Here is a 26371-nt window from a genome sequence, read left to right on the forward strand (position 1 = left end):
ATCATGAAAAACTCACGCTACGATTCAAATGTATGCCACGCGAAAAGAACGTTTGATGTACTGGTTGCAATGTTTATTTTGCTCGTCACTGCACCACTATTCCCATTTATCGCGCTAGCTATAAAAATCACATCAAAAGGCCCAGTGATCTATCGTCAACTGCGTGTTGGGCGCTGTACACCAGAAAAAATGGATCTTTTTCAAATCATGAAGTTTCGCACCATGTATATTGATGCGGAACAACGCTCCGGTGCAGTTTGGGCAACCGAGAATGATCCTCGAATCACACCAGTAGGACGTTTTTTACGTAAGACGCGTTTAGATGAGTTACCACAGCTGTTTAATGTGTTGAGAGGTGAAATGTCGATGATCGGGCCACGTCCAGAGCGCCCTGCTTTCTACCAAAAGTTGGAAGATGAAATCCCTTATTTTGTAGAACGCACATATGGCGTATTACCAGGAATTACAGGCCTAGCGCAAGTTAACCAAGGCTATGATGCATGCATTGAAGATGTAAGACGTAAAGTTGGTTTTGACCACAGTTACGCACTAAGCTTAGGTTCGTTCTACTCTTGGATTTCAATGGACCTTTCAATCATGAGCAAAACTTTCGTTGTGATGATTGACGGACGAGGTCAGTAACCCCTAGTTCTGGTAACGGTCACTCTTGCCACTGGCGTCGCATCTTTTCGATGGTCGCTGGTGGCACATCATGAATGCTTTGATACGCTCCGCGACACACCTTAACTTCCACCTCAATTCGCTTCTTCACGCAATAGTCCAAGTAACGCTTCATCTCCCAGTGACGAACAAACGTATTACTCACAATCACGACTTTCCCTTTGTTCAACCACTTTCGAGTTTGCTGAAAACACCATTCATGCGCTTGGGACAATTGAGTTGGGTTAAAGTGATAATCACCTTCATCATTTTCAAAATACATGTCAGCTTCAAAATGCTTAGCACCAAGCTCTATCGCTAGTTGCTTTGCTAAGGTTGTTTTACCTGAACCTGGAAGTCCACGAATAAGAATGAGTTTAGCCAGTGACATAATGTTGTTAAATGAGGTGGGAATAAGCCCAAACTGTAACGGAAATATTGAAAAAGAAAAGTAGAAATAAAAAATGCCGAGCGCATTAGGCTCGGCATTTAAATTCAATAGTGGATAGTGTTTATTTGTAAGCTGACAGTTCGGTTCTTAACCCTTTAACCAAGCTTACACACATCAACAACAGAACAAAGGTAAACGGTAATCCCGTTGCAACCACACCTGACTGCAATGCTTGCAAGGCTTCTTTACCACCAACCCAAAGCATAACGGCTGCAATTGCACCTTCAATACAAGCCCAGAAAATACGTTGTGGAATTGGTGCATCAATCTTACCACCCGCAGTGATACTATCGATAACCAGTGAGCCAGAGTCTGATGATGTAATAAAGAACACCAGAATCAGCACGATAGAAAGCATTGAAATCACTGAGCTATACGGAAGCGCATCGTAAACATGGAACAGAGTCAGTGAAATATCAGTTAGACCATTTGCACCTAGCTCACCGACTTTATTCACCACTTGGTCAAGCGCGATGCCACCGAATACAGACATCCAAATCAAGGTAACGACAGTAGGAATAACGATCACTGCGAACAGGAATTCTCGAACCGTACGACCTTTAGACACACGCGCGATAAACATACCAACAAACGGTGACCAAGATACCCACCAAGCCCAGTAGAATACCGTCCAGCCGTGCATCCAAGTTTCATCTTCACGACCGTGGGGGTTGCTCAACGGAATAATATTTTCAATGTAAGCCATTGTTGTGTCGCGTAGCGAACCCCACGCCGTATCAAACGTGATAAAGGTAATGAAAATAAGCAGGGCAAATGCAACCACCATATTGACGTTACTCAGTAGTTTAACACCACCATCAATACCACGAATTACTGATAGCACCGCGATAAAGGTAACAAAGGTGATCACAATCATTTGTGTACCAATGCCGCCTTCTAGACCAAAGACATGGTTAATACCACTGGTCGCCTGCTGAGCACCGAGACCCAGCGACGTTGCAAGACCAAACAGCGTGGATAAAACGGCAAGAATGTCGATAACATGTCCTAACCAACCCCATGCTCGGTCACCAAAAATTGGATAAAACGCCGCGCGCAATGAAAGCGGTAAACCCTTGTTAAAAGCAAAAAACGCAAGTGCTAGTGCAACGAGTGCGTAAATACTCCAACCATGCACACCCCAGTGGAACATGGTGGCACCCATCGCTAGAGATTTCGCTTCTTCTGTGTATGGCACTGCGTTCAGTGGCATTCCCCACCAATCAGTGAAGTACGCGGTCGGCTCCGCCACACTCCAGAACAGAAGACCAATACCCATACCAGCTGCAAAGAGCATCGACAACCAAGAAACGGTTGAGTGATCCGGCGTTGCTTCTTTGCCACCTAAGCGGATTTTACCCAACGGAGAAAAAAGAAGAGCAACAGCGAATAATAAGAAGAAGTTTGTCGACCACATAAAGAACGCATCAAACTGTTCGATAATTCCGTTTTTCAGACCGTTTAATACATCACGAGCAGTGGTTGGCTCAACAAGAAGAAGTGAAATTAGACAGAAAACAACGAGACCCGCACTGATGCCAAAAACGGGGTTATGTATGTCGAATCCCCACTTTTGAACGTTGTCCTGTCCAACCTGATAGTCTGTTGTGTCGATACTATATTTTTTAAATGCATTATCCATAAATACAAATTTAACGTGAATTTGAAACGCCCCTCAGGTGAGAAGAACTCCAATACCGCCCTCCATTAATTTGAACTCTAAAGTTTTAAAGCGGGGCGAAGTTTAGCAGTAATCACATATTTTTGCAAAAAATCGCCATTTATTGCATTTTTGGCTCAGTTAAAGGCAGATGAGAACAAAGTAATATCAACACAAAAATTATGAGGTCTAACGATTGATTTTATCGTAATTTGATCGTTAGAAAAGCACTGGAAATACTTGCGCTCTGTGGCTTTATCATTGATGGACGCGTAAATTGAGATAAGTAACACTGACTTGGTTTCAAAGCTAGCGATGAAACCATGTCAGTAAAGTTTTCATATAGATTGAGTATTATAGGAAATGGAAGGTAATATTCCCCGTCACACTGCTCACGGTGTCACTATCGCTGTCAATATCCACGCCAAACGCTTGATAGCTTGCCCCAATAGAAACATTATCGAGCAAGAAGTATTCGGCACCGACACCATACATGTAGGAGACACCATCATCTTTATCTAAATTTCTCAGTCCGCCGTCATAATCAACATTGAATGCATTGATGCCACCTTTGGCATAGACATGAAGCGGCCCAAAGTCGATGCTTGGTTTCGCTGCTAAATAGAATGAATCAAAATCAGCACTACCCCTGCTGCCACTCAGTGATAAATCCACCTTGCCGTGGTTAAAGTAACCTGCCTCAATGCCAATGAATGGCAAAATACCAGTACCTACATGAATACCGTAGGTTGTATCGTTTTCGCTATCGATATCAGATTGACCGATTTGACCGCCAGCGTAAATCCATGAGTCAGCCATTGCTGATGTTGAGCACAACGTTAGAGCTAATAACGAGAGTGTTTTTTTCATACTATCCCTTCCTGAGCGATTCCTAAGCGAAACATTACGCAAATATGCGCATTTAATCGCCACTATATATTGGAAAGCATGAGCATTTTAAGATCCAAAAGTGAATAATTTATGTTCAACTTTTGTTTTGTGACTTCCAGACAAAAAAACACCGACATAAAGTCGGTGTTTTTCATATGTGTGTTAGAAAGCTAGACGCTTATAGGAAATGCAGTGTTGCGTTAACAGAGAACGTGCCGATATCGTCTTTACCCGCCGTGTAGTTCATGTAGCTAGCACCAACAGACATCGGACCAAAAATGAAGTACTCAGCACCTACACCGTACATTAGATCCAAATCGTCATCGTCTTTACCGCCTTTCACTTCTTTGTCCCACTGGTGGAAACCACCTTTTGCATACACATGCAGTGGACCAAAGTCGATGCTTGGCTTAAGTGCTGCGTAGTAAGACGTTAGCTTAGTGTCTTGACCATTTACATTAAATTCACCGTGTTGCGTTACACCAGCTTCAATACCAATGATAGGTAGAATGCCTGTACCAACGTGAACAGAGTATGATGTATCCGTCTCACCTTTGTAGTCAGACTGACCTACTGTTGCACCACCGTAAATCCAAGAATCTGCCATTGCCGCAGAAGATGCGCCAAGTAGCGCCACTGCTAATAGAGTTTTTTTCATCATCTACCTTTACTCTTTATTATTCCCACGTCTGCATAACTCAGTCGTTGGTACTACAAATAAAGGGAGGCGAACCATTGCCTCCCAGAACTAAAAAATAACGCTTATTGAGTTACTAGCAATTAGTGTACCAGTAACCTCATACGCGATAATTGCAAATCTGACGCTATTTTACTGGTTGATTAGCAAGCATCAATCGCGTTTTTGACTCGTTTATCAGAAACAGGATAAGGAGTGCCTAATTGTTGAGCAAAGTAACTCACGCGAAGCTCTTCAATCATCCAACGCACTTCTTTTACGTTTTCAGGAATGGCCACGCCTTTCGGGATCTTGTTCAGCAACTCTTTATAGTCTTGAGTCACAGATTCAATCTTCAGCATATGTAAACGATCTTTGTTTGGATCGATTGGCAACTTCTCCATACGACGCTCTATCGCACGCATGTAGCGAAGAATATCCGGCAAGCGTTTCCAGCCACATTCCGTCGCAAAGCCTTTGAAGATCAAGCCTTCAATTTGTGCTTTGATATCGGACAAAGCAAACGCCATAGTGAAGTCGATTTTGCCTTTGAGCTTCTTATTGATGCTGAACGCCGTTGTCAGAATAGTCTCAACCTGTTTCGCGATCTCTACGACGGTATCACCCAGTTCAGCACGAACGTGTTCTTTCAACGCTTCGAACTTCTCTGGCTCCCAAACTAAGCCACCCTGCTCTTCAATAAGCTTATCGACACCACAGGCGATACAGTCATCAATCAGATCAAGCACTTTGCCGTAAGGGTTAAAATACAAACCCAACTTCGATTTGTTCGGTAAGTTAGCGTGCAAATATTTAATTGGAGACGGCACATTCAACAAAATCAAACGACGCTGACCAGCACGCATTGCCGTTATCTGCTCGTACTCCGTTTCGTAGAGTTTGATTTCAACGCTGTCTTTGCTATCAACAAGTGCAGGATACGCTTTTACATCGTAGCCACCACGTTTTTGTTGGTACACTTTCGGCAATTCACCGAAGCTCCACGTATGCAGACCTTGCTGTTCAATATCGTCATCCGCCACTTTAGAAAGCGTTTCTTGAACTTTGTCTTTCAAGCTCTCTTTCAATTCGTGAAGGTCTTTATGTTCCTTCAGTTTGCGATTTCGATGATCAACCGCGCGGAACGTCACTTTCAAGTGCTCAGGCACCTGTTCCAAGTTCCAGTCTTCACGCAATACTTCTACACCCGTCATGCGGCGCAGTTCTTTCTCTAGCGAGTCTAGCAGCGGCGCTTCCATTGGCTTGACGCGTGCCAAGAATGCATCGGCATAGTTTGGCGCAGGCACAAAGTTCTTACGAATCGTCTTCGGCAGCGATTTAATCAAGCTAACCACAAGCTCATGACGTAAACCTGGGATCTGCCAGTCAAAGCCCGCTGGTTCAACTTGGTTTAAAATCGGCAACGGCAAATGCACTGTGACACCGTCACTATCGTCGCCCGGTTCAAATTGGTAACTCAACTTGAGCTTCAAACCATTTTGATGCCAGAAGTTCGGGTAATCCAAGTCGGTGACATGACTAGCATCGCCCTTGAACAGCATCTCTTTTTCAAAGTTCAGCAGTTCAGGATCTTCTTTCGATGCTTTTTTCCACCACGTATCGAAATGTTTACCAGACACCACTTCGGTACCAACACGTTGGTCATAGAAATCAAACAGCTCATCATCATCCACCAAGATGTCACGACGACGAGATTTGTGTTCAAGCTCTTCCACTTCTTGCAGAAGCTTACGGTTTTGCTTAAAGAACGCGTGTTTGGTTTCCCACTCACCTTCAACCAGTGCACTGCGAATAAAGATTTCTCGGCTAACGGTCGAATCGATACTGCCGTAGTTCACCAAACGTTTCGGTACGATTGGCACGCCGTAAAGCATGACTTTTTCGTGCGCCATCACCGCCGCGCGTTTCTTCGACCAATGCGGTTCGCTGTAACTGCGCTTGATAAGATGTTTGGCCAATGGCTCAATCCACTCCGGCTGAATCTTGGCAATGATGCGACCCCAAAGTTTTGAGGTTTCCACCAGCTCGGCCGACATGATCCATTTAGGTTGCTTCTTGAATAGCCCCGATGCTGGGAAGATATGAAAGCGAGCGTTACGCGCGCCTTGGTATTCATTCTTCTCTTGGTCTTTCATACCGATGTGTGACAACAAACCAACCAAGATCGCACTATGTACGCCATGGTAAGACGCAGGCTCATCGTTCAGTTTGAATTCCATTTCACGCATCGACTGGTGAATTTGGAAGTACACATCTTGCCACTCACGCACGCGCAAGTAGTTCAAATAGTCTTGCTTACATTGCTTGCGGAACTGGTTGCTAGACAAGGCTTTTTGCTGCTTTTGGATGTATTCCCACAAATTTACAAACGTCAGGAAGTCCGACTCTTCATGGAAGAAACGACGGTGCTTATCATCTGATGATTGTTGTTTGTCTGAAGGACGCTCGCGTGGATCTTGAATCGACAAGGCCGCTGCAATGATCATCACTTCTTTAAGCGCACCATATTTTGGCGCTTCCAAAACCATACGCGCCAAGCGTGGATCGATTGGCAAACGCGCTAATTGGCGACCAATGGAAGTTAGGCGTTTTTTCGGGTCTTTTACCTCAGAATTAATCGCGCCAAGCTCTTCCAGCAAACGAACACCATCTTGGATGTTACGTTTGTCCGGCGCTTCTACAAATGGGAAGGCTTGAATGTCGCCCAAGCCAAGTGCCGTCATCTGTAAGATAACCGATGCTAGGTTGGTACGCAGGATCTCGGGATCGGTAAACTCTGGGCGCGACTCAAAATCTTCCTCTGAGTACAGACGGATACAGATACCCTCTTCCACACGACCACAACGACCTTTACGTTGGTTCGCACTCGCCTGAGAAACCGGCTCGATTGGAAGACGCTGAACCTTAGTTCGGTAACTGTAGCGGCTAATGCGCGCCGTGCCCGGGTCGATAACATACTTGATGCCCGGAACGGTTAGCGAGGTTTCTGCCACGTTGGTTGCCAGTACAATTCGGCGACCAGCATGAGGTTGGAAAATCTTGTTCTGCTCGCCCGCCGACAAACGCGCGTAAAGCGGCACAATTTCCGTGCTCTTCAGATTACGTTTGGACAATGCATCTGCGGTATCACGAATTTCACGCTCACCGTTCATGAAGATCAGGATGTCACCTAAACCTTCATCGCACAATTCGTCTACCGCTTCGAAGATGCCTTCAAGTTGGTCACGATCATTGTCGTCATCACCGCTTAGTGGGCGGTAACGGGTTTCTACTGGGTAAGTACGACCTGACACTTCAATAATTGGTGCATTGTTGAAGTGTTTTGAAAAACGCTCTGGGTCGATGGTTGCCGACGTGATAATTACTTTCAAATCAGGACGGCGTGGTAGCAACTCTTTCAAGTAACCCAAGATGAAATCGATGTTAAGGCTGCGCTCGTGCGCTTCATCGATAATAATGGTGTCGTATTGATTCAAGAAACGGTCATGCTGAATTTCAGCCAACAAGATACCGTCCGTCATCAATTTGATTTGGGTATTTTCAGAGATCTGATCGTTGAATCGAACCTTGTAACCAACAAACTCACCCAGTTTGGTTTCCATCTCTTCGGCAATACGGTTCGCAACCGAACGCGCCGCAAGACGACGAGGCTGAGTATGACCAATCAGGCCGAACTTACCGCGACCAAGCTCAGCGCAGATTTTTGGCAGCTGAGTGGTTTTACCAGAACCGGTTTCACCCGCGACGATAACCACTTGGTTTTCTTCAATCGCTTTCGCGATGTCGTCACGCTTTTGGCTGACGGGCAGAATTTCTGGGTATTCAATCGTTGGTTTGTAGTTGCTGCGTTGTTCCGCAACCATCATCGATTTAGCAATGTCGAGTGCAATTTCATCAAACACAGCATTACGTGCTGCATCTTTCTTAATTTTGCTCGCACCAGAAATGCGTTTACTTAAACGGAAGCGGTCACGCATCATGCACTGGCTTAACGCTTTGCGTAGAGACGCCGCGCTATTCACTTGAGCCTGAGGTGCTTTATCTTGTTTCGCTGTCGCCTTTTGCACACCATTTGACGGTGTCGCTTGCTCTTCAGCGGGATTCTTTTTTGGGGGCTGTGACGAAGTCAAAGCGTTTCCTATTCTTTTCATTACAAAAACTGCGCGGATTGTATCACACAAGATCTGCAACAAGATAACCGAAACCACATTCAAATTTTTCGAACATGTTCAGCAAATCCCTATACTTTTTAACCAACGAGCCTCGCTTATAATGGCTCCCATAGTCAAAAGCACTTATTTAAGGAATAACCATTATGTCTCGTGTACTAGCTCTAAAATCAAGCATCCTTGGCGATTACTCTCAATCAAACAAACTGGTTGAAGACTTCATCAAAAATGTAGACCAAGACAAGCTAACTGTTCGTGATTTGGCTGCCAACCCATTACCAGTTTTGGACTTCGCCGTTGCCACTGCACTTCGCGCAACGGAAGATCTTTCACAAGAACAACAAGAGGTTGTCGAACTGTCGGATACCCTTATTGAAGAAGTAAAAGCCGCAGACACTTTGGTTATTGCCGCACCAATGTATAACTTTACGATTCCGACTCAGCTTAAAAACTGGATTGATTTGATTGCTCGCGCTGGCGTGACATTCAAATACACAGAAAACGGCGTTCAAGGCCTGATCGAAGGTAAGAAAGCGATTGTCATCACGACTCGCGGTGGTATCCATAAAGATTCACCAACAGACAACGTCACACCATACCTGCGTACCGTGCTAGGTTTCGTTGGTATCACTGATGTGGAATTTGTTTATGCGGAAGCGCTAAACATGGGTGAAGATTTCGCTGCGAAAGGCATTTCTGAAGCGCAGAGCCAACTTGCAGCGATAGCGTAAATTGGCCAAGCTAGATAGAAGAATGTAAATAACAAGGGATTGGTTCGCGCCAATCCCTTGTCGATCAAAATACCCTAATCGTGTTTAGAAATTATCTTATTTCTCCCAGAGCGATTCACTTTCTCTAAGTTGTGTAGCGCTTCGTGATAGAGCTTTTCCAAAGACTGCTCGGCTTCGTTTATCATATTCTCAATCATCGCATCAAACGCGACATCACTCGGAATTTCGAGATCGTCTCCAACGTCAACCTCAAGAGAATTGACGTACAACACTAACCATTCATCACCCTCTAAATGTCCTTCCCCGTGGACGACAAAAAAGCGCTTGGCAAATTCATCGTTGGTACAGTTTATCGCCTCAATTTGAATATTGAATGAGGAGTCGATACTCATGGTGCTCATGCCATCCGATTCATCAGATGCATCACAAACAGCCTTAACTTTGGCACGATACACGAAGGTTCGCGTTGAAAGCAGCATTGTATTATTCATCATTACTCATAATGGGCGATAAAGAAGTCAGTTGCAAATCCGACCTATATGCATCTTACGATGCTCTAAAACTCGAACTGGAAGTAAATGGTATTGTAGTTGCTCCCGCCTTTAATGCGCCCAAACTGGGACGCACTTTCGAAAATTGCTGAGCGGTGATGCAATGAATAACCCACCCACATATTTTCCCAGTTTTTTTGGTTGAATAAGTCACCTATATTTACATCAAACGAGAAGTCTAAGTAGTTCAGTAGCTTACTTGGTGTATAACCCTTGTCTTCCATTTCGGTTCCTTCGATGTAGGTAATGTTGTCGACGTATGACATACCTTCCGCAACACCAAATCGCCAAGTCGTTGGCCAATTAACGGTATAATAAGCCTTAATCGCCATCACGTATTCTGTGCTCGCGGACTGAACACTGGACGACCAGTGATGAACCAAACCTGGCGTTAAATAAATATCAAGAGGAAAGCCAAACAACTCGTCCGTTAGCGGGTGCCCATAAAACAATGAAGTAAGTTGATTGTCGTATGGGTCTTTTTCTCTCTCAAAGCTAAATATTTCACCAATATTTGAAGGCGTCGCCCAACCATGCGCGATACGTAGGTATGGTTTATTGCTCAGTGCTGATTTCGGAGCTTTGCCTTTATCGTTGAAAAAGCCAAAACCGACAAACGCTTCACCTTGATATCGGTCTTCTACAAGCTGGCTGTTGTAGGCATTATCATCTAAGCGAGTGACACTCGTTTCCCCCAATAAATACAAGTTGGAAGTCACATGATAACGCGCTTTGATGCCGATGTTGGCGTCAAGTCCTGCTCCAATTCTTTCCCCAGTAACATCTTTAAACGCATAATATTCACTGTTGAAGTCGGCGTCTTTGTATCGAATCGTGATAGATGGCTCTAACTCCCAATCACCAAACGCATAATTAGCGGCAAGGCGATAATTAGAGTGAAACTGGAGTTCATCGTCCGTCATTAATTCTAACTCTGCGCGCCAGTTGTCGTTAATGCTATAACGAACTTGACCACCAAAGTCGACTCTGTCCCCTTCATTGGCATTTTGTAGCGACATGGGAATATCAACAAATCTCAATCGCATGATCGCACTCGCGCGCCAGTCAGAATCACTCTCGTCATACAGAAAAACGCCGCCTTCAATGCCATTGATATACAAATGCTCGTTTTCAAAGAACATCATTGGTACAAATGTACTCACCGTCGAGTCATTATCGGCGGTATAAAACGGGATCGATGCGGTGCGATACATCGCTGCAATTCCCCACGTTTGCTCTTCTACACCATACGCAGAAGAAGTCATCGCAGCTAAAGGCAAAGTGAGGGTTGTTAGAATTAATCTCTTCATGAGTTCGAAAAATGTTGGTTGAGAAGCAGGCAAACATCAATGATTTGCCATTTAAAGCTTATGTTCTTCTGATGATAGCCGTTACAATGACAAATGTTGTCATCCTCGTGACAGTTTGAGTCCCAAGATTATATTAATATTGCACGACTAGATGAGCTTATTTGTGAATATTTTTACTATCGTAACAAGCTCTTAAAATTCTAGCTTAGTTCTAAATCAAACATAATGAAGTAAAAAGTGAAAGCATCAGAACTTATCTCTACCTTGAATCATTTACCCGCAGACACGGACCCAGACATTGTGATGGGAGAAGCATGGCTGCCTGAAAGGTTGATAGGGACTCAACTTGAAGGTGACATGTTATTTTTGCACTTTGATAATGCTCCAGAAGATGGTCAGGGAGACGAAGAGGGACGCGGCTTCGTCGAGCACGAAATAGATCTAATCAGAACGCGACTTCAGCAGATTTTGGATGAAGACAGTGATAACGCGTCAAAAGCCGATGCCATGCTAGGTTTATTCCTTATGGGACATGAACTTAGTAGCTCGCAAGTTATCGAAATATTAGAAGAAGCTGACACATAAGGAGCCGTTTTGCCAGCATTGATGAATACGACTGAAACATCTTCACTTCCTCTTATCGTTGCAGGTCCGATTTTGCGCAAAGTGACCGCAACTGAAATCAATATTTGGCTAGTCACCACCCAACGCTTGGAGGGTATGGTGCAAATTACGGATGAAAACGCCTCCGTCCTTCATCAAGCCCCCTTAAGTGAGCAAAAAGAACAGCTTCAAATCGGTCTCAATGCGTGGTGCTGTTTGTTGCAATTAAAGAGCGAGTTTCCGACCCATCAAACGTTACACTATCAAATACAAACGCAACACGGCTCCGTAACGGAACTGCTTCCTCATCTGACTTATGAACGAGATAACTGTCCAAATTTGGGCGTTGAGTTCCTAATCAGCGAAAAAGCAGATTATGTTCTGCATGGCTCGTGCCGGAATCCCCACCACTTCAGTAAAGATACATTGGTCGCTGCGGATCATAAAATCGCATCTCAAACCATCGAAGAAAGACCAGATATGCTCATCATGAGTGGTGACCAAATCTACGCAGACCATGTTGCAGGCCCTACTCTGGACGCCATCGAACAAGTCATTGCCCTACTCGGTTTACCGGGCGAAGAATTCGAGCAAGCGCCGATAAAAAATACCAATGCCCTCTACCAGCACTCAGCTTGTTATTATGGTCGGGACAAATTGTTGCCTCATTATGTGAATGATGGCAGTTTACTGAGTACGTTTTTCCCGCACAGAGGGACGCCAATATTCAGCGCCAAAGAGTGTGAAAACCATCTAATAAGCTTTGCCGAATGCTTTGCAATGTACTTATTGGTTTGGTCTCCGACCTTATGGAAGCTTATTCGGACAGATCGCTTATTAGAAAATGAGTTTACTGTCGGCGGAGCAACTCTCGACCCCAAATGGCAACAGCAATGGCGAGAAGAAAAAGCTCAAATAGATAAATTCGTCTCAGGTCTAGATAAGGTTCAACGCCTACTTGCTCACATTCCAACCTACATGATCTTTGATGATCACGATGTCACCGACGATTGGAACCTTACCATAGGCTGGGAACAAGCCGCGTACAGCAACGCCTTTGCAAAACGTATTATAGGCAACAGCCTGATTGCCTACTGGCTCTGCCAAGGGTGGGGAAACGCGCCAGAAAAATTCAATGATGAGTTTATGAGTATCGCTCAACGCTTTTTCAACGAGCGTTCCTCACAAACTCAAGATGCATTTATTCAATATTTGTATCGCTTTGAGAATTGGCATTACACCATTCCGACGACGCCAAAAGTTGTCGTGCTAGATACGCGAACCAGACGCTGGCGTTCTGAGTCTAAAATGAACAAGCCCTCTGGGTTAATGGACTGGGAAGCAATGATTGAGTTCCACCAAGAACTTGTTCATCAAGACAAAGTTATCATTGTTTCTGCCGCGCCGATGTTCGGAGTGAAATTTATCGAAGCACTGCAGCGAGTAGTAACGATGCTTGGTAAACCATTAATGGTCGATGCTGAAAACTGGATGGCGCACCCCGGAAGTGCGAATACGCTTATTAGTATTTTTACACATACTAAGACGCCGACCAATTTCGTTATTCTCTCTGGCGACGTGCACTACTCTTTTGCATACGACATTAAACTTCGCTACCGAAAAAATAGTCCGAATATCTATCAAATCACCTGTAGCGGGATTAAAAATCAGTTCCCAACCCAATTGCTCAATATTTGTGATGGTCTAGATAGGCTTCTATATAGCCCTCGTTCGCCTTTAAACTGGTTCACAAAACGTAAGCGGCTAAAGATCTACAAACGCGCACCAAGTTCGCACAATTTTTATCGCTTAGTTAACCACAGCGCCATTGGTGAGCTGCGTCTTGATGACGAAGGAAAGCCGAGCCAAATTAGCATTCTAACGAGCGATGGCGAAGAGGTACATTTTCCACCAACTCGTGCAGAAGGCTAAATCTCGCTCCCAAAATGACTTGCCCTTTCTTGAAGACAAGTCATTTTTGACTGAACTTAAAAGTACGAGGGATTTGGGTAGATGAGCAAAGCTCTTGACTGTCAACGGCGTGCTAAATTTGATACCACACCTTGAGATCTACCGTATTTATGACCATGTTAACCAAATAAACAATAGCTCGGTGTTCAATATGTTTAACTCTCTTACCTCATTATTTAAACAGCTCATTGAAGGCTCTGATTTAAGTCAAACCAACACACTCTCTCCGAATATGGCTATCGCGTGCTTGCTCTGTGAAGTATCTGGCGCAGACCATAACGTCGATGATAAAGAGCAAGAAACAAAGCGTTCATTATTGATGAAGCTTCTGTCATTAAATGAAGAAGAATCAAATGCTTTGTTAGAGCAAGCGCAACAGAAAATAAAAAACTCCGCGTCTCTGTACGATTTTACTTCTCAACTGAGAGAATTGACTCAAGAAACGCGCTACAACTTAATCAAAAGCATGTGGGAAGTGGCTTATGCCGATGGCGAAATTGATCCACTAGAAGATGCTGTGATCCGAAAAACAGCAGAACTACTCTACGTTGATCACAGTGAGTTCATTCGAGCAAAGTTGCAATCTCAGTAAGGCAACAAGGTAAACATGTAAGTCGCGCAAGCTATTTCAAGTCTACCGTGAAATGATGGCGAAGATTGAGTTCTATAGCCATAAAAAAACGCGCATTACGCGCGTTTTTTCGATAAGCCAACGACATTGTTATTAAAATACTGGTCAAGATATGAATGTGTTTGACGAGCTCTACACTAAACAGATTCCATGACAAAACAACAATGGTTGAATGACGATTTGATTACAAGTTTGCCTATCTATAGCGGACCATTAAAGCATAGTCAGAGCAAGCTTAGCTAAATTGTACGCATCCACATAACCAGAATGTTGGCGCCCTTCCCAATCAATGCCTTTTGCTTCCTGAGCTGCTCGGTGACCAATACGCTTATCCTTAAGACGATTTTGAATGCGATAAAGCGTCGCTAAGTTGATGAACTCCGTAAATGGCGCTTCAATACCTTTTTGCTTACACTCTTCAAGCAGGATGAGGTCATCTCGGCCCCATGATGCATAAATCTTGTTACGACCACCGAAGTTCTTAACCATGGATTTAAGCACTTCATCTAATGGGCGTCCTTGTTTTTCAATTTTACGTGGCGTAATACCTGTTAGCTCGGCACAAAACAGCGAAACTTCATCATGTTCAGGTTTTACGTAGTATTGAGCTCGCTTGACTATCTCGCCTCTAGACAAATCTATTTCAGCCAACCCAACTTCGATAATTTCACCCGTGCTGCCGACGCCATTTTCGTTCCAGCAACACATTTCTAAATCGAAGCATACAATACGGTTATGGTTCATAGTTTGTCTTGATTCCTAACATAAAATTTTAAAGCGTGGGATTCTACCGTAACACGGTGTAAAACTCGAATTTGCGCGCCCATTTAATCGCCAATCGACACATTATTACGACCGTTTTTTTTACTCAAATAAAGTTGATTATCCATTTTGTGATACAAGCTTTCAGGATCTTCATCTTTATGGACAGCCGCGCCGATACTTAACGTGCAAATGATTGAAGCATCGCCATAGTCAAAAGCCGTACTTGCCACGATGCTCCGCAACTTTTCCAGATAAGCTTCCAGTGCTTCTTTATCAATGACTTTAGAAATAATACAGAACTCATCACCACCAGCACGATAAAATCGGTCTCCAGGTTTTAGATTCGCACTGACTAGCTTAGTCACATGCTGCAATGCTTCATCTCCCCCTAAATGACCATGCTTGTCATTGATAACTTTGAAGTGGTCGATATCAAAACCAACCAATGCGAAGCTAACACCTTTATTTATCTGGCTAAGCAAGTGATCGTTAAACGCTCGGCGATTGAGTAACTGAGTTAGAGGGTCACGCTCAGCCATCCTTTTTAATTCGACGGTTTTAAGCTCTAACATGACCGCCAAGCGCTCTTTTTCTCGTGACTGTAAATTCACAATCCAACTAATCAAAAAGGCGATTACCAACCCGGCTAATGTCGTGCCCGCTAAAATAGAACGCTCCCAAGCAGAGACGGCATCAGAAAGTTTAAAATCAATCCGCCACTCACGATTAGGCAGTTGAATGGTACGGCTTATAACCGTTCCTCGAATGTTGTCCCAGTTTGAACTTTGGAAGAGAACGGGGTCATCTGCTGCGTCAAAGCCTAAATCTTCTACGCGCACCGACATATCTAGCTCGGTCGCGGTTTTCGTGATCAAATCCTCAAAGTAAACCGTACTTCGAATCACCCCTGTCACTACACCTAATAAATGTTTGTTCTCGAAGTCAAACACTGGATGGAACACTAGCAGCCCAGTTTTAGGAATGGACTTGTCATACCCATCTTGCAGTAAGCGAACTTTATCCGAGACATTCGCTCGCCCATTTGTGGATATATCATCCAAGATGAGATCGAAGCGTTTACGTGAAAAATAGAAACCTAATAGAGAAAGGTTTTCTGGTGTTCTTGGATAAATATCCGATGCGATAAAAATTGGCTCTTTGTGTTCAAAAATGTACCCGTAGGTTTTGGGGCCATCTTTAGGAACGGTAAACGGTTGGAAATCAGGAAATGTTTGACGGGTCTTTAAAATATGCTCATCAAGGTCTTCGAATTCGACCTTTTGCATCCATTGAAGTCCGATTAGACTTCGCGAGCTATTGATTACTTGTTCCGCATACATTGGGAACGAAGACCAATAGGTGCGTTCAATAGAATGAAAAAAGTTTGCACCTGCACCAATGAACTTTAAATCATTTTCGACGTTCGCTTTCAGTGATTCTGCTTGTCGGTCAGCTAAAGTATCAAACGTCGTCTGCGTATACCGTTGCTGCATCGTATAAGCAGCACCGACCACACCAGCAGTGACACACAACGTCGCTGCAAAAGCTAGAATAGAGTCTGAATGTCGTTTGATAACGCTCTTGTGAGCGGTGTTTTGTGTCATATCGTAATTTTGATACTTCCGTAAGTTAAACTTCGGGATCTATTGAAATACTGCGTTAGCAACGCACAAACATCAAGCAACAACCTATGCAGGGCGGTCCGATCGTCGATTTTTCACGCTGTTCGTACGGTATAGTCACGAATTATTACAGCCTTAAGCCTTGAATATGCTACCATCCGTCATCATTTTAATGTCTAAACTTGGTGCAAGATCGCAAAGACGATCGTTTTAGTGAACACATATGAGCCAATACTGAGCACCAATAATCAATAGAAAGAGAAAAAACGTCATGAACATTGATTTGAACCTAATTCCTCAAACGTTCGATATGCTTCACGCTGGCCTAACCGCATCGAGCGTTTTGCTTCTTTTAGTCGCGGTCTCTCGCAAATCAAAAGTGGTTGAGAAAGTCGTAGAAAAACCGGTCGAGAAAATCGTCGAAGTTGAGAAGCCAGTTGAGAAGATCGTCGAAGTAGAAAAAGTCGTTGAAGTTGAGAAGGTCGTAGAAAAAGTGGTTGAAGTTGAATCGAAACTTGCAACAGCATCAACAGACTCTGCAATGCAGCTGCTTTCTATCCTGCAGCAAGAAGCTCGTCTGATCGACTTCCTACAAGAAGACCTAACGTCATTCTCTGATGAAGAAGTAGGCGCAGCAGCTCGCGTAATTCATACTGGTGGCCAGAAAGTATTGAACGATTACGTAACACTTGCGCACGTTCGCAACGAAGACGAAGAAACTCGTATTACGGTTGAAGAAGGCTTCAACCCACAAGAAATCCGCCTTACTGGCAACGTGACAGGTAGCGCGCCATTCCAAGGCACGTTAGTGCACAAAGGCTGGAAGGCAACATCGATGAACCTTCCTAAGCTGGCTGAAAACTACGATGCATCTGTGATTGCTCCAGCCGAGGTTGAGCTGTAATGGAACACATGAACCAAGAAAACCACTCTCAAGAAGCGTCTGTTGAAACTCAACAGACGCCTAAATTCAGTGTTGGTATCGACTTAGGTACAACACACTGTGTCATGTCTTTTGTTGATACACACGACGAAGATGCTCGCGTAGAAGTAATGCCTATCCCGCAGCTGACTGCGCCGGGTACAGTAGAGACTCGTAGCCAATTAGGCTCTTTCCTATACCAACCACACGAACACGAAATGAACCCGCAATCACGCGTTCTTCCGTGGTCGAGTGAGCCAAAAGCTCTGGTTGGTGCTATCGCGCGTAACCTAGGTTCAAAAACACCGATTCGCCTTGTTGCAAGTGCGAAATCTTGGCTTTGCCATGCAGGTGTGAATCGTCGTGATTCCTTCCTGCCAGCAGGTAGCCCTGAAGAAGTGGAAAAAGTATCCCCTCTTCGCGCGACAGAGCTTTACCTAGAGCACTTAAAAGATGCTTGGAATCACGCGAACCCAAATCACAACCTTGCCGATCAAGACGTAACTATTACGGTTCCTGCTTCTTTCGATCCTGCTGCTCGTGATCTAACAGCCGAAGCAGCACGCAACGTTGGTTTTGTGCACCTAACGCTTCTAGAAGAGCCTCAAGCTGCGCTTTACAACTGGATTGATAACAGCAACGACAAATGGCGCGACGAAGTTGAAGTTGGCGACATCGTGCTTGTGGTCGATATCGGTGGTGGTACAACTGACCTTTCTTTGGTTGAAGTAACTGAAGACGACGGCAACCTAACTTTGAACCGCATCGCGGTAGGTGAACACATCCTACTTGGCGGTGACAACATGGACCTTGCACTTGCGTACCGCTTGAAGATGAAGCTAGCGCAAGAAGGCAAAGAGCTACAGCCATGGCAAGTTCAGGCGATGACGCACGCATGTCGCGATGCGAAAGAAGCGCTATTGAACGACAGCGAGCTGCAGTCAGTGCCAATCGTGGTACCAAGCCGCGGTTCTAAACTGCTTGGAGCAACGTTGAAGACAGAACTGACTCAAGAAGAAGTACAACAAACATTGGTTGACGGCTTTTTCCCTCAAGTTTCGATTACGGACCACCCTGTTCAACGTAACCGTGGCGCACTAACGCAAATGGGTCTGCCTTACGCACAAGATGCGGGTATTACTCGTCACATTGCAGCGTTCTTGTCTAAGCAAGCACACGCGCAAAGCGGTGCTGAATCAGCGCAAGCTCAAGATTTCAACCCATTTGCAAACATGCCAGGTATGCCAGGGGCGGATGCAGCGCAATCGGCTGACTTCATCAAACCAACGGCAATCCTATTCAACGGTGGTGTGCTGAAATCAAAACTTCTAGCCACTCGTCTAGAAGACACGATCAACGAATGGCTAATTGAAGCAGACGCAGAAATGGCGAAACGCCTAACAGGTGTGGATCTAGACCTTGCAGTTGCTAGCGGTGCGGCTTACTACGGCTCTGTGCGTCGTGGTCAAGGCGTTCGTATCCGCGGCGGTATTGCTTCGGCGTACTACGTGGGTATCGAAAGTGCGATGCCTGCGATTCCGGGCATGGCGCCTCCAATGGAAGCACTGTGTGTAGCACCATTTGGTATGGAAGAAGGCTCAAGCGTTGACGTACCAAGCCAAGAGTTTGGTTTGATCATCGGCCAGCCAGTTAACTTCCAATTCTTCGGCTCAACCGTTCGTCGTGACGACCTAGCAGGTACTCACCTTGACTACTGGGCACCAGAAGAGCTTGAAGAGCTACCAGAAATCCAAGTAACGCTGCCTGTATCTGAAGGTCGTCGTGAAGGTGAAGTGGTTCCAGTTACCCTAGCTTCTCGCGTAACAGAGCTTGGTACGCTTTACTTAGAAGCCATTGCCGCTGATAACGGGCAAAAATGGCATGTTGAGTTCGATGTGCGCGAAGACGCGAAAAGTGACTCAAACGAAGAACAATAATTAGAAGTCAAACGGCATCCAATCGGGTGCCGTTTTTAAATACACGAAGGTTTGGTTTTGTATGGCATCTCCTCGTTTCCTTGTTGGTATTGACCTCGGCACCACAAACACTGTGGTGGCCTACTGTGAAATCACCGACAACCTTGAACAATCCGAAGTATCCCTATTTGACATCGACCAACTGATTGGTCCGGGCGAAGTCGTTCGTAAACCACTTCTGCCCTCTTTCCGCTATCATCCAGCTGTAGGTCAAATCTCCCCTTCTGACCTCACTCTTCCTTGGGACAACGAACCTGTTGCTGGCGACATTAACAATGTCATCGTTGGTGAATGGGCTCGTGAATTAGGCGCGAAGGTGGAAGGACGTCAGGTATCCAGTGCAAAAAGCTGGCTATCGCACCAAGCGGTAGATCGTAGCTCAGACATTCTCCCTTGGGCTGGCGCGCAAGGCGTAGATAAAGTCTCGCCCGTCATTGCCAGCGCAAGCTACCTTAACCACATTCGTCAAGCATGGAACTACCGTCATCCTAGTAACAAGCTAGAAGACCAAGATGTGGTTGTGACCGTTCCAGCATCGTTCGATGAAACCGCTCGTAAGCTCACGCTTGAAGCCGCAGAGTTGGCAGGTTTAAAGAAAATCGTCCTGCTCGAAGAGCCACAAGCCGTATGTTACGACTGGTACGCACGCCATCAGAAAACCGCAGCTGATGAGCTCAAAGAGTTACCGCTGATTCTGGTGTGCGATGTGGGCGGTGGTACCACCGACTTAAGTTTGATTGAAGCAAGTTTCTCTTCTCAAGATGAGCTAGCCCTTGATCGTATTGGCGTTGGCGAACACTTGATGCTGGGTGGTGATAACCTCGACTTAGCATTAGCACACCTTGCAGAAAGCCGCTTCAATCAAAGTAAGAAGCTCACTGCAGCAAGCCTAACAAAGCTAATTCAGCAAACACGTAAAGCGAAAGAGAACCTGCTTTCAGCGAGCGCACCTGACGAAGTGAAGATCACCATGTTAGGTAGCGGCTCTAAGCTACTTGGGGGCACAAAGAGTATTGCTCTAAGCAAACAAGAAGTGCACCAAATCGCATTAGATGGCTTCTTCCCGCTTTCTGATTTCAGTGACGTACCAGACAAACGTCGTAGCGCGGTTGTCGAGTTTGGCCTTCCATACGTTGCTGACCCAGCGGTGAGCAAGCACGTTGCCGAGTTCTTAACTCAGCACCAGCAAGTCGCTCGTGCCGCTCTTGGCATTGAAGACGATAAACAAAACGCGATTCCAGTTGGCGTGTTGTTGAACGGAGGCGTGTTTAACAGTGATCTGGTGACTGAACGTGTCACCGCCCTACTTTCTGACTGGCGCGGTGCACCAGTTACGGTATTAGATAACCCACATCCAGATTGGTCTGTTGCACTGGGTGCTGTTGCGTTTGGTAAAGCACGTCGTGGTGCGCAGCTTAAAATTGGTGGTGGTGCAGCGCGTTCTTACTTCTTGCATCTTCAAGAAAAAAACAAAATGGGTAAAGCCCTCTGTTTACTTGCAAAAGGAACAGAAGAAGGCCATGAGATCCGTTTAAGCGGTCGTCGTTTCTCGCTCACTCTTGGAGAGCCAGTCCGCTTTAACCTGCTGACTTCTACCCACGATACCTTAACCAATAACACCGCCATTCAAAATGGCGTGATGGTTGATGTTGACCCAGACTTGTTTGCTCCGCTACCGCCTTACATCACCACCCTTGAAGGTGAAGGTGCCGAACTGCAAGCCAACCAGAAAGAGCGCGTAGAAGTACAACTGGCGTGTCAGTTGACTGAAGTCGGCACACTTAAGATGGAATGTGTCAGCGCAGAAGACGACAACAAACGTTGGGAGCTGGAATTCGAAGTCCGTAACAAGCAAACCGACGACAGTGAACAAGTTAAGCTTCACCCTAAACTGAACGAATGTAAGGAGCTGATCGCTCGCCTTTACAGCGGTAATAAGAAAAGCGCAGAAGGCAAAGAGATCAAAACCTTAGCCAAAGATCTTGAGAAGAAGCTCGGCAAACGTGACGAATGGGACTTCACCACACTCCGTCAACTTTTCGATACTTTTGCACAAGGTCGTAAGCGTCGTCGTCGCTCTGAACAACATGAGAAAAACTGGCTTCGTTTGGCTGGCTTTGCACTGCGTCCGGGCTTTGGCGATCCAACAGACTCTTGGCGTATTGAGCAAGTTTGGGGACTGTATCAACAAAATATTCAGTTCAAAAACCATCAAGGCTGGACAGACTGGTGGGTATTCTGGCGACGTATCGCGGGCGGTCTAAGCCAAGAACAACAAGAAACCATTTTGGCAGACATCGCAAAATATCTGCATCCCGGGGCGATGAAAAACCCACAATCCGCCAAAGCGGCACAAGACATGGGTTACGAATCCATGGTGCGTCTTTCAGCCTCTCTAGAGCATCTAGAAGTGGAAGATAAAGTTCTTTTGGCAACGTGGTTCTTGAGTAAAGCGATCAACAAAAACCAGTTTGAACAAGCGCACTGGTGGGCGATGGGACGTTTGGCTTCTCGCACACCACTTTATGGCAGCCAGCACAACGTCATTCCTCGTGAACAAGCAGAACAGTGGTTGCCTAAGTTGTTAGAGCAGAACTGGCAGAAAGAGCCAATGATCGCTTTCGCAGCCGTAATGATTTGTCGTAAGACGGGGGACCGCCTGTTTGATATTTCTGACGATTACCGAGAGCAAGTTCTAACGAAGCTGAAACAAAGTAAAGTGCCCGAATCTTGGGTATCACTAGTTAAAGAAGTGAAAGAGCTTTCAGAAAGCGAATCAAAACGCGTCTTCGGTGATGCTTTACCAAGCGGTTTAACGCTGGTTCATCATTAAATCCACTCTACACAAGAAGACGAGTTAGACGTACAAAGCCCTTCCGACGAAGGGCTTTGTTGTATCGCATTCTTTTGGTTTTTATCGTGTACAACGCGCTAATTCATTTCTGTCGTAATCACTACATCGCGCGTTTCGTTATCCATATCGCTAATACCGACCACCGACACTTCTCTGTCCGATAGAGTTTCAATTAAGCTGTCTTCTAATCCGCCATCAGCCAGCCAAGTATAAAATTTATCCGCGATACGCTCCGAACCTTCCCCGACAAACGTTAATGTGACCTTCTTCATTTGTGACACTCCATCAATTTACGATTCAGCCACTTAAGCGTAGTATGTTTCGCAAATATCGACATAAACTAGGACTAACTTCTTTTATGAGTATCGAAAAATTTGACGCGATTTATCAACGTGCTGCTAAGCGAAAAGGCGGAAAAGATCAGCTTGAAGCGCTATTGTCTCACCCATTAAGTAAAGAGGAATTAGCAGCGATTCCCGATGACCGTTGGCTCGCCGCTTTTTCGATGAAGGTGTTCCAAAGTGGGATTTCGTGGAGCGTGGTTCGCAACAAGTGGCCGAACTTCGAAGAAGTGTTCTTCGGATTTAAGATTGAGCCGTTGTTGATGCTGTCAGACGAGCAATGGGAAACCAAAGCGACCGACAAACGCATCATTCGCCACCTCACTAAAGTCATGTCGATTCCGGCCAACGCTCGCATGATCCATGAAGCAAGAATCGAATATGGCTCGTTCAGTAACATGATTGCTGAATGGCCTCGGGAAAAGATCACGGAACTATGGGGCTACTTGAAGAAGCATGGTAGTCGTTTGGGTGGAAATACAGGCCCTTACACTTTACGCCAAATGGGCGTGGACACTTTTATTCTGTCTAACGATGTCGAAGCTTATTTACGCAACTGCAAGATCATTGAAGGCGGCAAAGACACGAAAAAGTCCTTGGACTCTGCTAATAAAGCCTTTATTCAGTGGCAGCAAGAAAGTGGAAGAAGCTTGACCGAAATCAGTCAAATTATCGCGTTTAGTACTGGTGACAACCGAATTTAAACAAGCACTTTGTAGTTCTGGGGGCGAAATTCCGGCCCCCCTATAACGCATGATATTTGCGCGAATCACTCTACTTTAGCTCTTACTGATATTACTACTTTCTCGATTCCTCCACAAAAAACCTCCTTAAAGTGGCAAAATCCCCCTTCAAATCACAAAAAGTTATCATATCGACAAATTATTTTTCTTGTTCAATATTTTTATTTATCAAACATTTAATTACAAGTGCACAGTTTTTAGGCACTAAATATTGATGACGCTCAATTGCATTGCGCTGACAAACTGACTAGGATACACGCCCTTCCTGAGTGAACTATCAGAAACTTGATCGAGGAATTTATTCAAATTTCTCAACACTTCGTGAGCACTCACAACAATTGCACTCACTTTATAGATTTAAGGATCAACAGATCCGTTAATACAAATTCGACAGCGCAATAGAGTGCTGACTAGAACAACCATGACGCGATGTCACATGAGTGACTATTTTCGTGGTTTTGTGCTGGAAGTTATTTATTACATCAAGGCTGGTTAAAAGGATGAGCCCCTTGAACGCATTTACTGGAGGACAAGAAATGCCAAAAGGTCTAATGCTGACTGACTTAGCCATCGCTGGCTTACTATTAATTGCAGCAAAAGTAATTCGTGTACATATGCCTTTACTACAACGCATGTACATTCCATCTGCTGTATTGGCTGGGTTATTTGGTCTTATTTTTGGCCCAGCTCTGCTTAACGTATTACCTTGGACAGATACCTTTACCGCAAACGCAAGCCTCTTAACTGCTGCACTTTTTTCTGCGTTGGGTTTAGCAACAGATGTCCCGTCACCAAAAGTGGTTGCTCAACGAGCAGGCTCATTGTGGGCGTTTAACCAAATTGCATCCTTGTCGCAATGGCTGTTTGCAGCAATGTTTGGTTTAGTACTTACCACCTTCTTTTGGCCTGACATTAATCCTGGATTTGGCGTGACCATGTCCGCTGGATTCATGGGCGGACATGGTTCAGCATCTGTAGTCGGTGAAATCTTCACAGGCCTTGGCTGGGAAGATGGTTTTACACTTGGTTTAACGTTCGCCACGGTTGGGATCTTTATTTCAATCTCGGTGGGCATGTTAATGCTTCAGTTTGCGTTGAAAATGGGCTGGATTCGTAGCTTTACGACATTCGACAGCATGGACGAACACGAGCGCAAAGGCTTAGTGAAACCTGACGATCAAGAACCTGTGATGAAAGATACGATGTCATCATTGTCAGTCGATTCTTTCGCGATTCACGCGGCGCTGGTTGTAGTGGTAACCGCTTTCTCTTATGTAGCAGCCAACTACTTATCTTCTTTCCACGATAAGGTACAAATTCCGACTTTCGTTACTGGCTTTCTGGGCGGTATGTTAGTTCGAATTATCGCTAAGCAAACCAAGGCATCTCATTACCTATGTGACGGCGCATTCAAACACGCAGCGGGTATTAGTACGGATTACCTGATCATCTTTGGTATCTCAGCGATTAAGATCACGGTTCTAGCGCAGTATTTAATGCCAATGGTAGTGCTCGCAATTGGTGGTATCGCGTTCACGCTATGGCTTATCTTTTGGGTTGCACCTCGCATCATGGGAGATGACTGGTTTGAGAAAGGCATTTTCTCTTGGGGATGGTTAACAGGTACAGTCGCTATGGGTATCGCGTTATTACGCATTGTCGACCCCAAAATGCGCAGTAAAGTGTTAGACGACTATGCTATCGCTTATGTTCCAGGCTCAATTACGGACATTTTCATCATCTCGCTTATGCCAATCGCAATGTATAACGGCATGCACTGGCAAGCTTTAGGTGTTGGTCTAACCTATATTGCCGTTGTCTTATTTATTTGGCGATTTGTGTTTAAGCGCAGCGGTCAAGCCGTCGCAAACGAGTCTTAATTGCTCATTTCGGGAGGTATTTTATCCTCCCGAATTTAACTCTCTCCCCTTATTCGATAGCCGCCTCCCACCAGCATGCAACAGATAAGCAACTTGTTTTATATTTAAGATCTGCAAGCTTGGTCACCCCTTCCCATCCTTTTTTAATACTTGACCTACGCATTTTTATATCAAAATAGCCGCCAAACTATTCATGACTCATGGAGAAAAGGCAGTGCATCGCTCTCAAGGATTTACCCTCATTGAACTCATTGTGTGCATCATTATCCTTGGTGTCGTTAGTGTTATTGCCCTTCCTAAATTTCTTGGTCTGCAAAAAGATGCCCGAGTGGCGGTTCTATATGGCGCGAGGGAAGCGCTCATGACTGCAAACAACTTTGTGTACACCAAAGCCGTTATTCAATCTCAAGAGACGGTAGATGGCGGCGAACAACATAACATTGATCTAGATAATGACGGCAATAACGACCTAATTGGTTACTTTGGATTTATTAAGAATGTCATTCCCGCAAAAGAGCTGGCAGGTTTCGACCCTCAACTCACTATCAATACTTGGTACGGGGTAGACAGCCCGGACGAACCCTATTTCCTTATCGGCTTTGCAAACAAACCTGTTGGTCCAGACCATATGTGTTATGTCGAAGTTTACTACCCAGAAACTCCAGGTGGCCAAGTCAGCTACAAAATACAAACTGACGACTGCTAGTTCCCCTAGTGAGTGAAAGTGACAGTTGCACTTTTGGTGCTTTCATCGCTTTTAGCAGAACACTGGCCCCAAAATCCATTATTAACAACTATTTCACATAATGTTGTTTCATAGTTAGCTTGCAGCGAGAAAACAAGTAATTCGCGACCGCACGCGCCCGTAATCGAAACAATCTATCGTTTTTCCGACCGCCAATAATTTGTGCTTGTAAACTCATCATTTCGCTCAATAATAGTT

21 protein-coding genes are annotated in these 26371 nt (G+C 45.0%); 11 read left to right on the plus strand and 10 right to left on the minus strand.

Annotation, left to right across the window (positions count from 1 at the left end; all coding sequences use genetic code 11):
* Window positions 1-3: 3 nt before the first annotated feature.
* Window positions 4-642, plus strand: a complete 639-nt coding sequence (locus FR741_RS08255; RefSeq protein WP_005394228.1) for a sugar transferase — start codon at window positions 4-6, stop codon at window positions 640-642.
* A gap of 19 nt (window positions 643-661) precedes the next feature.
* On the opposite strand, the gene FR741_RS08260 is transcribed toward FR741_RS08255, so the two are convergent.
* The 5 genes from FR741_RS08260 to hrpA form a co-directional block, all read right to left on the minus strand.
* Window positions 662-1051, minus strand: a complete 390-nt coding sequence (locus FR741_RS08260; protein WP_167426598.1) for an ATP-binding protein — start codon at window positions 1049-1051, stop codon at window positions 662-664.
* 121 nt (window positions 1052-1172) lie between these two features.
* A complete protein-coding gene (locus tag FR741_RS08265; protein ID WP_005394224.1) occupies window positions 1173-2753 on the minus strand; it encodes a BCCT family transporter in 1581 nt (526 codons plus the stop codon).
* Window positions 2754-3125: 372 nt separating this feature from the next.
* Window positions 3126-3641 (minus strand): outer membrane beta-barrel protein, encoded by a 516-nt coding sequence (locus FR741_RS08270; RefSeq protein ID WP_005394222.1) that lies wholly within the window; start codon window positions 3639-3641, stop codon window positions 3126-3128.
* A gap of 199 nt (window positions 3642-3840) precedes the next feature.
* Window positions 3841-4320 carry an outer membrane beta-barrel protein gene (locus FR741_RS08275; protein ID WP_005394221.1) on the minus strand — a complete coding sequence of 160 codons (480 nt, stop codon included), beginning with the start codon at window positions 4318-4320 and terminating at the stop codon, window positions 3841-3843.
* Window positions 4321-4502: 182 nt separating this feature from the next.
* Window positions 4503-8489, minus strand: a complete 3987-nt coding sequence (hrpA, locus tag FR741_RS08280) for an ATP-dependent RNA helicase HrpA (RefSeq protein ID WP_174856096.1) — start codon at window positions 8487-8489, stop codon at window positions 4503-4505.
* Between the two features lie 185 nt (window positions 8490-8674).
* Between hrpA and FR741_RS08285 the strand changes: the two genes are divergently transcribed.
* Window positions 8675-9259, plus strand: a complete 585-nt coding sequence (locus tag FR741_RS08285) for an FMN-dependent NADH-azoreductase (protein ID WP_167426600.1) — start codon at window positions 8675-8677, stop codon at window positions 9257-9259.
* A 74-nt stretch (window positions 9260-9333) separates the two neighbouring features.
* Here the strand turns inward: FR741_RS08285 and FR741_RS08290 are convergent, their stop codons facing one another.
* Both FR741_RS08290 and FR741_RS08295 read right to left on the minus strand, forming a co-directional pair.
* Window positions 9334-9753, minus strand: a complete 420-nt coding sequence (locus FR741_RS08290; protein WP_225311865.1) for a hypothetical protein — start codon at window positions 9751-9753, stop codon at window positions 9334-9336.
* 62 nt (window positions 9754-9815) lie between these two features.
* Complete coding sequence (locus FR741_RS08295; RefSeq protein WP_167426601.1) at window positions 9816-11120, minus strand: MipA/OmpV family protein; 1305 nt, start codon at window positions 11118-11120, stop codon at window positions 9816-9818.
* Between the two features lie 237 nt (window positions 11121-11357).
* Here FR741_RS08295 and FR741_RS08300 point away from each other — a divergent pair, with 237 nt between their 5' ends.
* The 3 genes from FR741_RS08300 (at window position 11358) to FR741_RS08310 (ending at window position 14286) form a co-directional block, all read left to right on the plus strand.
* Complete coding sequence (locus tag FR741_RS08300; RefSeq protein WP_167426602.1) at window positions 11358-11705, plus strand: VC1380 family protein; 348 nt, start codon at window positions 11358-11360, stop codon at window positions 11703-11705.
* 9 nt (window positions 11706-11714) lie between these two features.
* Entirely contained in the window at window positions 11715-13655 is a 1941-nt protein-coding gene (locus tag FR741_RS08305; protein WP_167426603.1) for an alkaline phosphatase D family protein, read from the plus strand.
* A gap of 190 nt (window positions 13656-13845) precedes the next feature.
* Window positions 13846-14286: a tellurite resistance TerB family protein gene (locus FR741_RS08310; protein ID WP_167426604.1), complete on the plus strand. Its 441-nt coding sequence runs from the start codon at window positions 13846-13848 to the stop codon at window positions 14284-14286.
* Between the two features lie 252 nt (window positions 14287-14538).
* Here the strand turns inward: FR741_RS08310 and FR741_RS08315 are convergent, their stop codons facing one another.
* Together FR741_RS08315 and FR741_RS08320 are read right to left on the minus strand one after the other, a co-directional pair.
* Complete coding sequence (locus tag FR741_RS08315) at window positions 14539-15069, minus strand: 3'-5' exonuclease (RefSeq protein WP_167426605.1); 531 nt, start codon at window positions 15067-15069, stop codon at window positions 14539-14541.
* An 83-nt stretch (window positions 15070-15152) separates the two neighbouring features.
* A complete protein-coding gene (locus tag FR741_RS08320; RefSeq protein ID WP_167426606.1) occupies window positions 15153-16694 on the minus strand; it encodes a sensor domain-containing diguanylate cyclase in 1542 nt (513 codons plus the stop codon).
* 289 nt (window positions 16695-16983) lie between these two features.
* Between FR741_RS08320 and FR741_RS08325 the strand changes: the two genes are divergently transcribed.
* The 3 genes from FR741_RS08325 to FR741_RS08335 all read left to right on the plus strand — a co-directional run bounded on the left by FR741_RS08325 (window position 16984) and on the right by FR741_RS08335 (window position 22443).
* Window positions 16984-17616 (plus strand): DUF2760 domain-containing protein, encoded by a 633-nt coding sequence (locus FR741_RS08325; protein ID WP_167426607.1) that lies wholly within the window; start codon window positions 16984-16986, stop codon window positions 17614-17616.
* Window positions 17616-19571: an Hsp70 family protein gene (locus FR741_RS08330; protein ID WP_167426608.1), complete on the plus strand. Its 1956-nt coding sequence runs from the start codon at window positions 17616-17618 to the stop codon at window positions 19569-19571. Before FR741_RS08325 ends, FR741_RS08330 begins: the two co-directional genes overlap by 1 nt.
* 61 nt (window positions 19572-19632) lie before the next feature.
* On the plus strand, window positions 19633-22443 hold the full coding sequence (locus FR741_RS08335) for an Hsp70 family protein (protein WP_167426609.1): 2811 nt from the start codon (window positions 19633-19635) through the stop codon (window positions 22441-22443).
* A gap of 98 nt (window positions 22444-22541) precedes the next feature.
* Here FR741_RS08335 and FR741_RS08340 read toward each other — a convergent pair whose 3' ends face one another.
* Window positions 22542-22736, minus strand: a complete 195-nt coding sequence (locus FR741_RS08340) for a hypothetical protein (protein WP_005394200.1) — start codon at window positions 22734-22736, stop codon at window positions 22542-22544.
* 86 nt (window positions 22737-22822) lie between these two features.
* On the opposite strand from FR741_RS08340, the gene FR741_RS08345 reads away from it, so the two are divergent.
* The 3 genes from FR741_RS08345 to FR741_RS08355 all read left to right on the plus strand — a co-directional run bounded on the left by FR741_RS08345 (window position 22823) and on the right by FR741_RS08355 (window position 26134).
* Complete coding sequence (locus tag FR741_RS08345; protein ID WP_065646753.1) at window positions 22823-23509, plus strand: DNA-3-methyladenine glycosylase I; 687 nt, start codon at window positions 22823-22825, stop codon at window positions 23507-23509.
* Between the two features lie 575 nt (window positions 23510-24084).
* Window positions 24085-25428 (plus strand): sodium/glutamate symporter, encoded by a 1344-nt coding sequence (locus tag FR741_RS08350; RefSeq protein ID WP_167427101.1) that lies wholly within the window; start codon window positions 24085-24087, stop codon window positions 25426-25428.
* Window positions 25429-25621: 193 nt separating this feature from the next.
* Window positions 25622-26134 (plus strand): prepilin-type N-terminal cleavage/methylation domain-containing protein, encoded by a 513-nt coding sequence (locus FR741_RS08355; protein ID WP_264301720.1) that lies wholly within the window; start codon window positions 25622-25624, stop codon window positions 26132-26134.
* Window positions 26135-26371 lie beyond the last annotated feature (237 nt).

Origin of the sequence: Vibrio diabolicus (assembly GCF_011801455.1) — a bacterium.
Classification (GTDB): Bacteria; Pseudomonadota; Gammaproteobacteria; order Enterobacterales; family Vibrionaceae; genus Vibrio; species Vibrio diabolicus.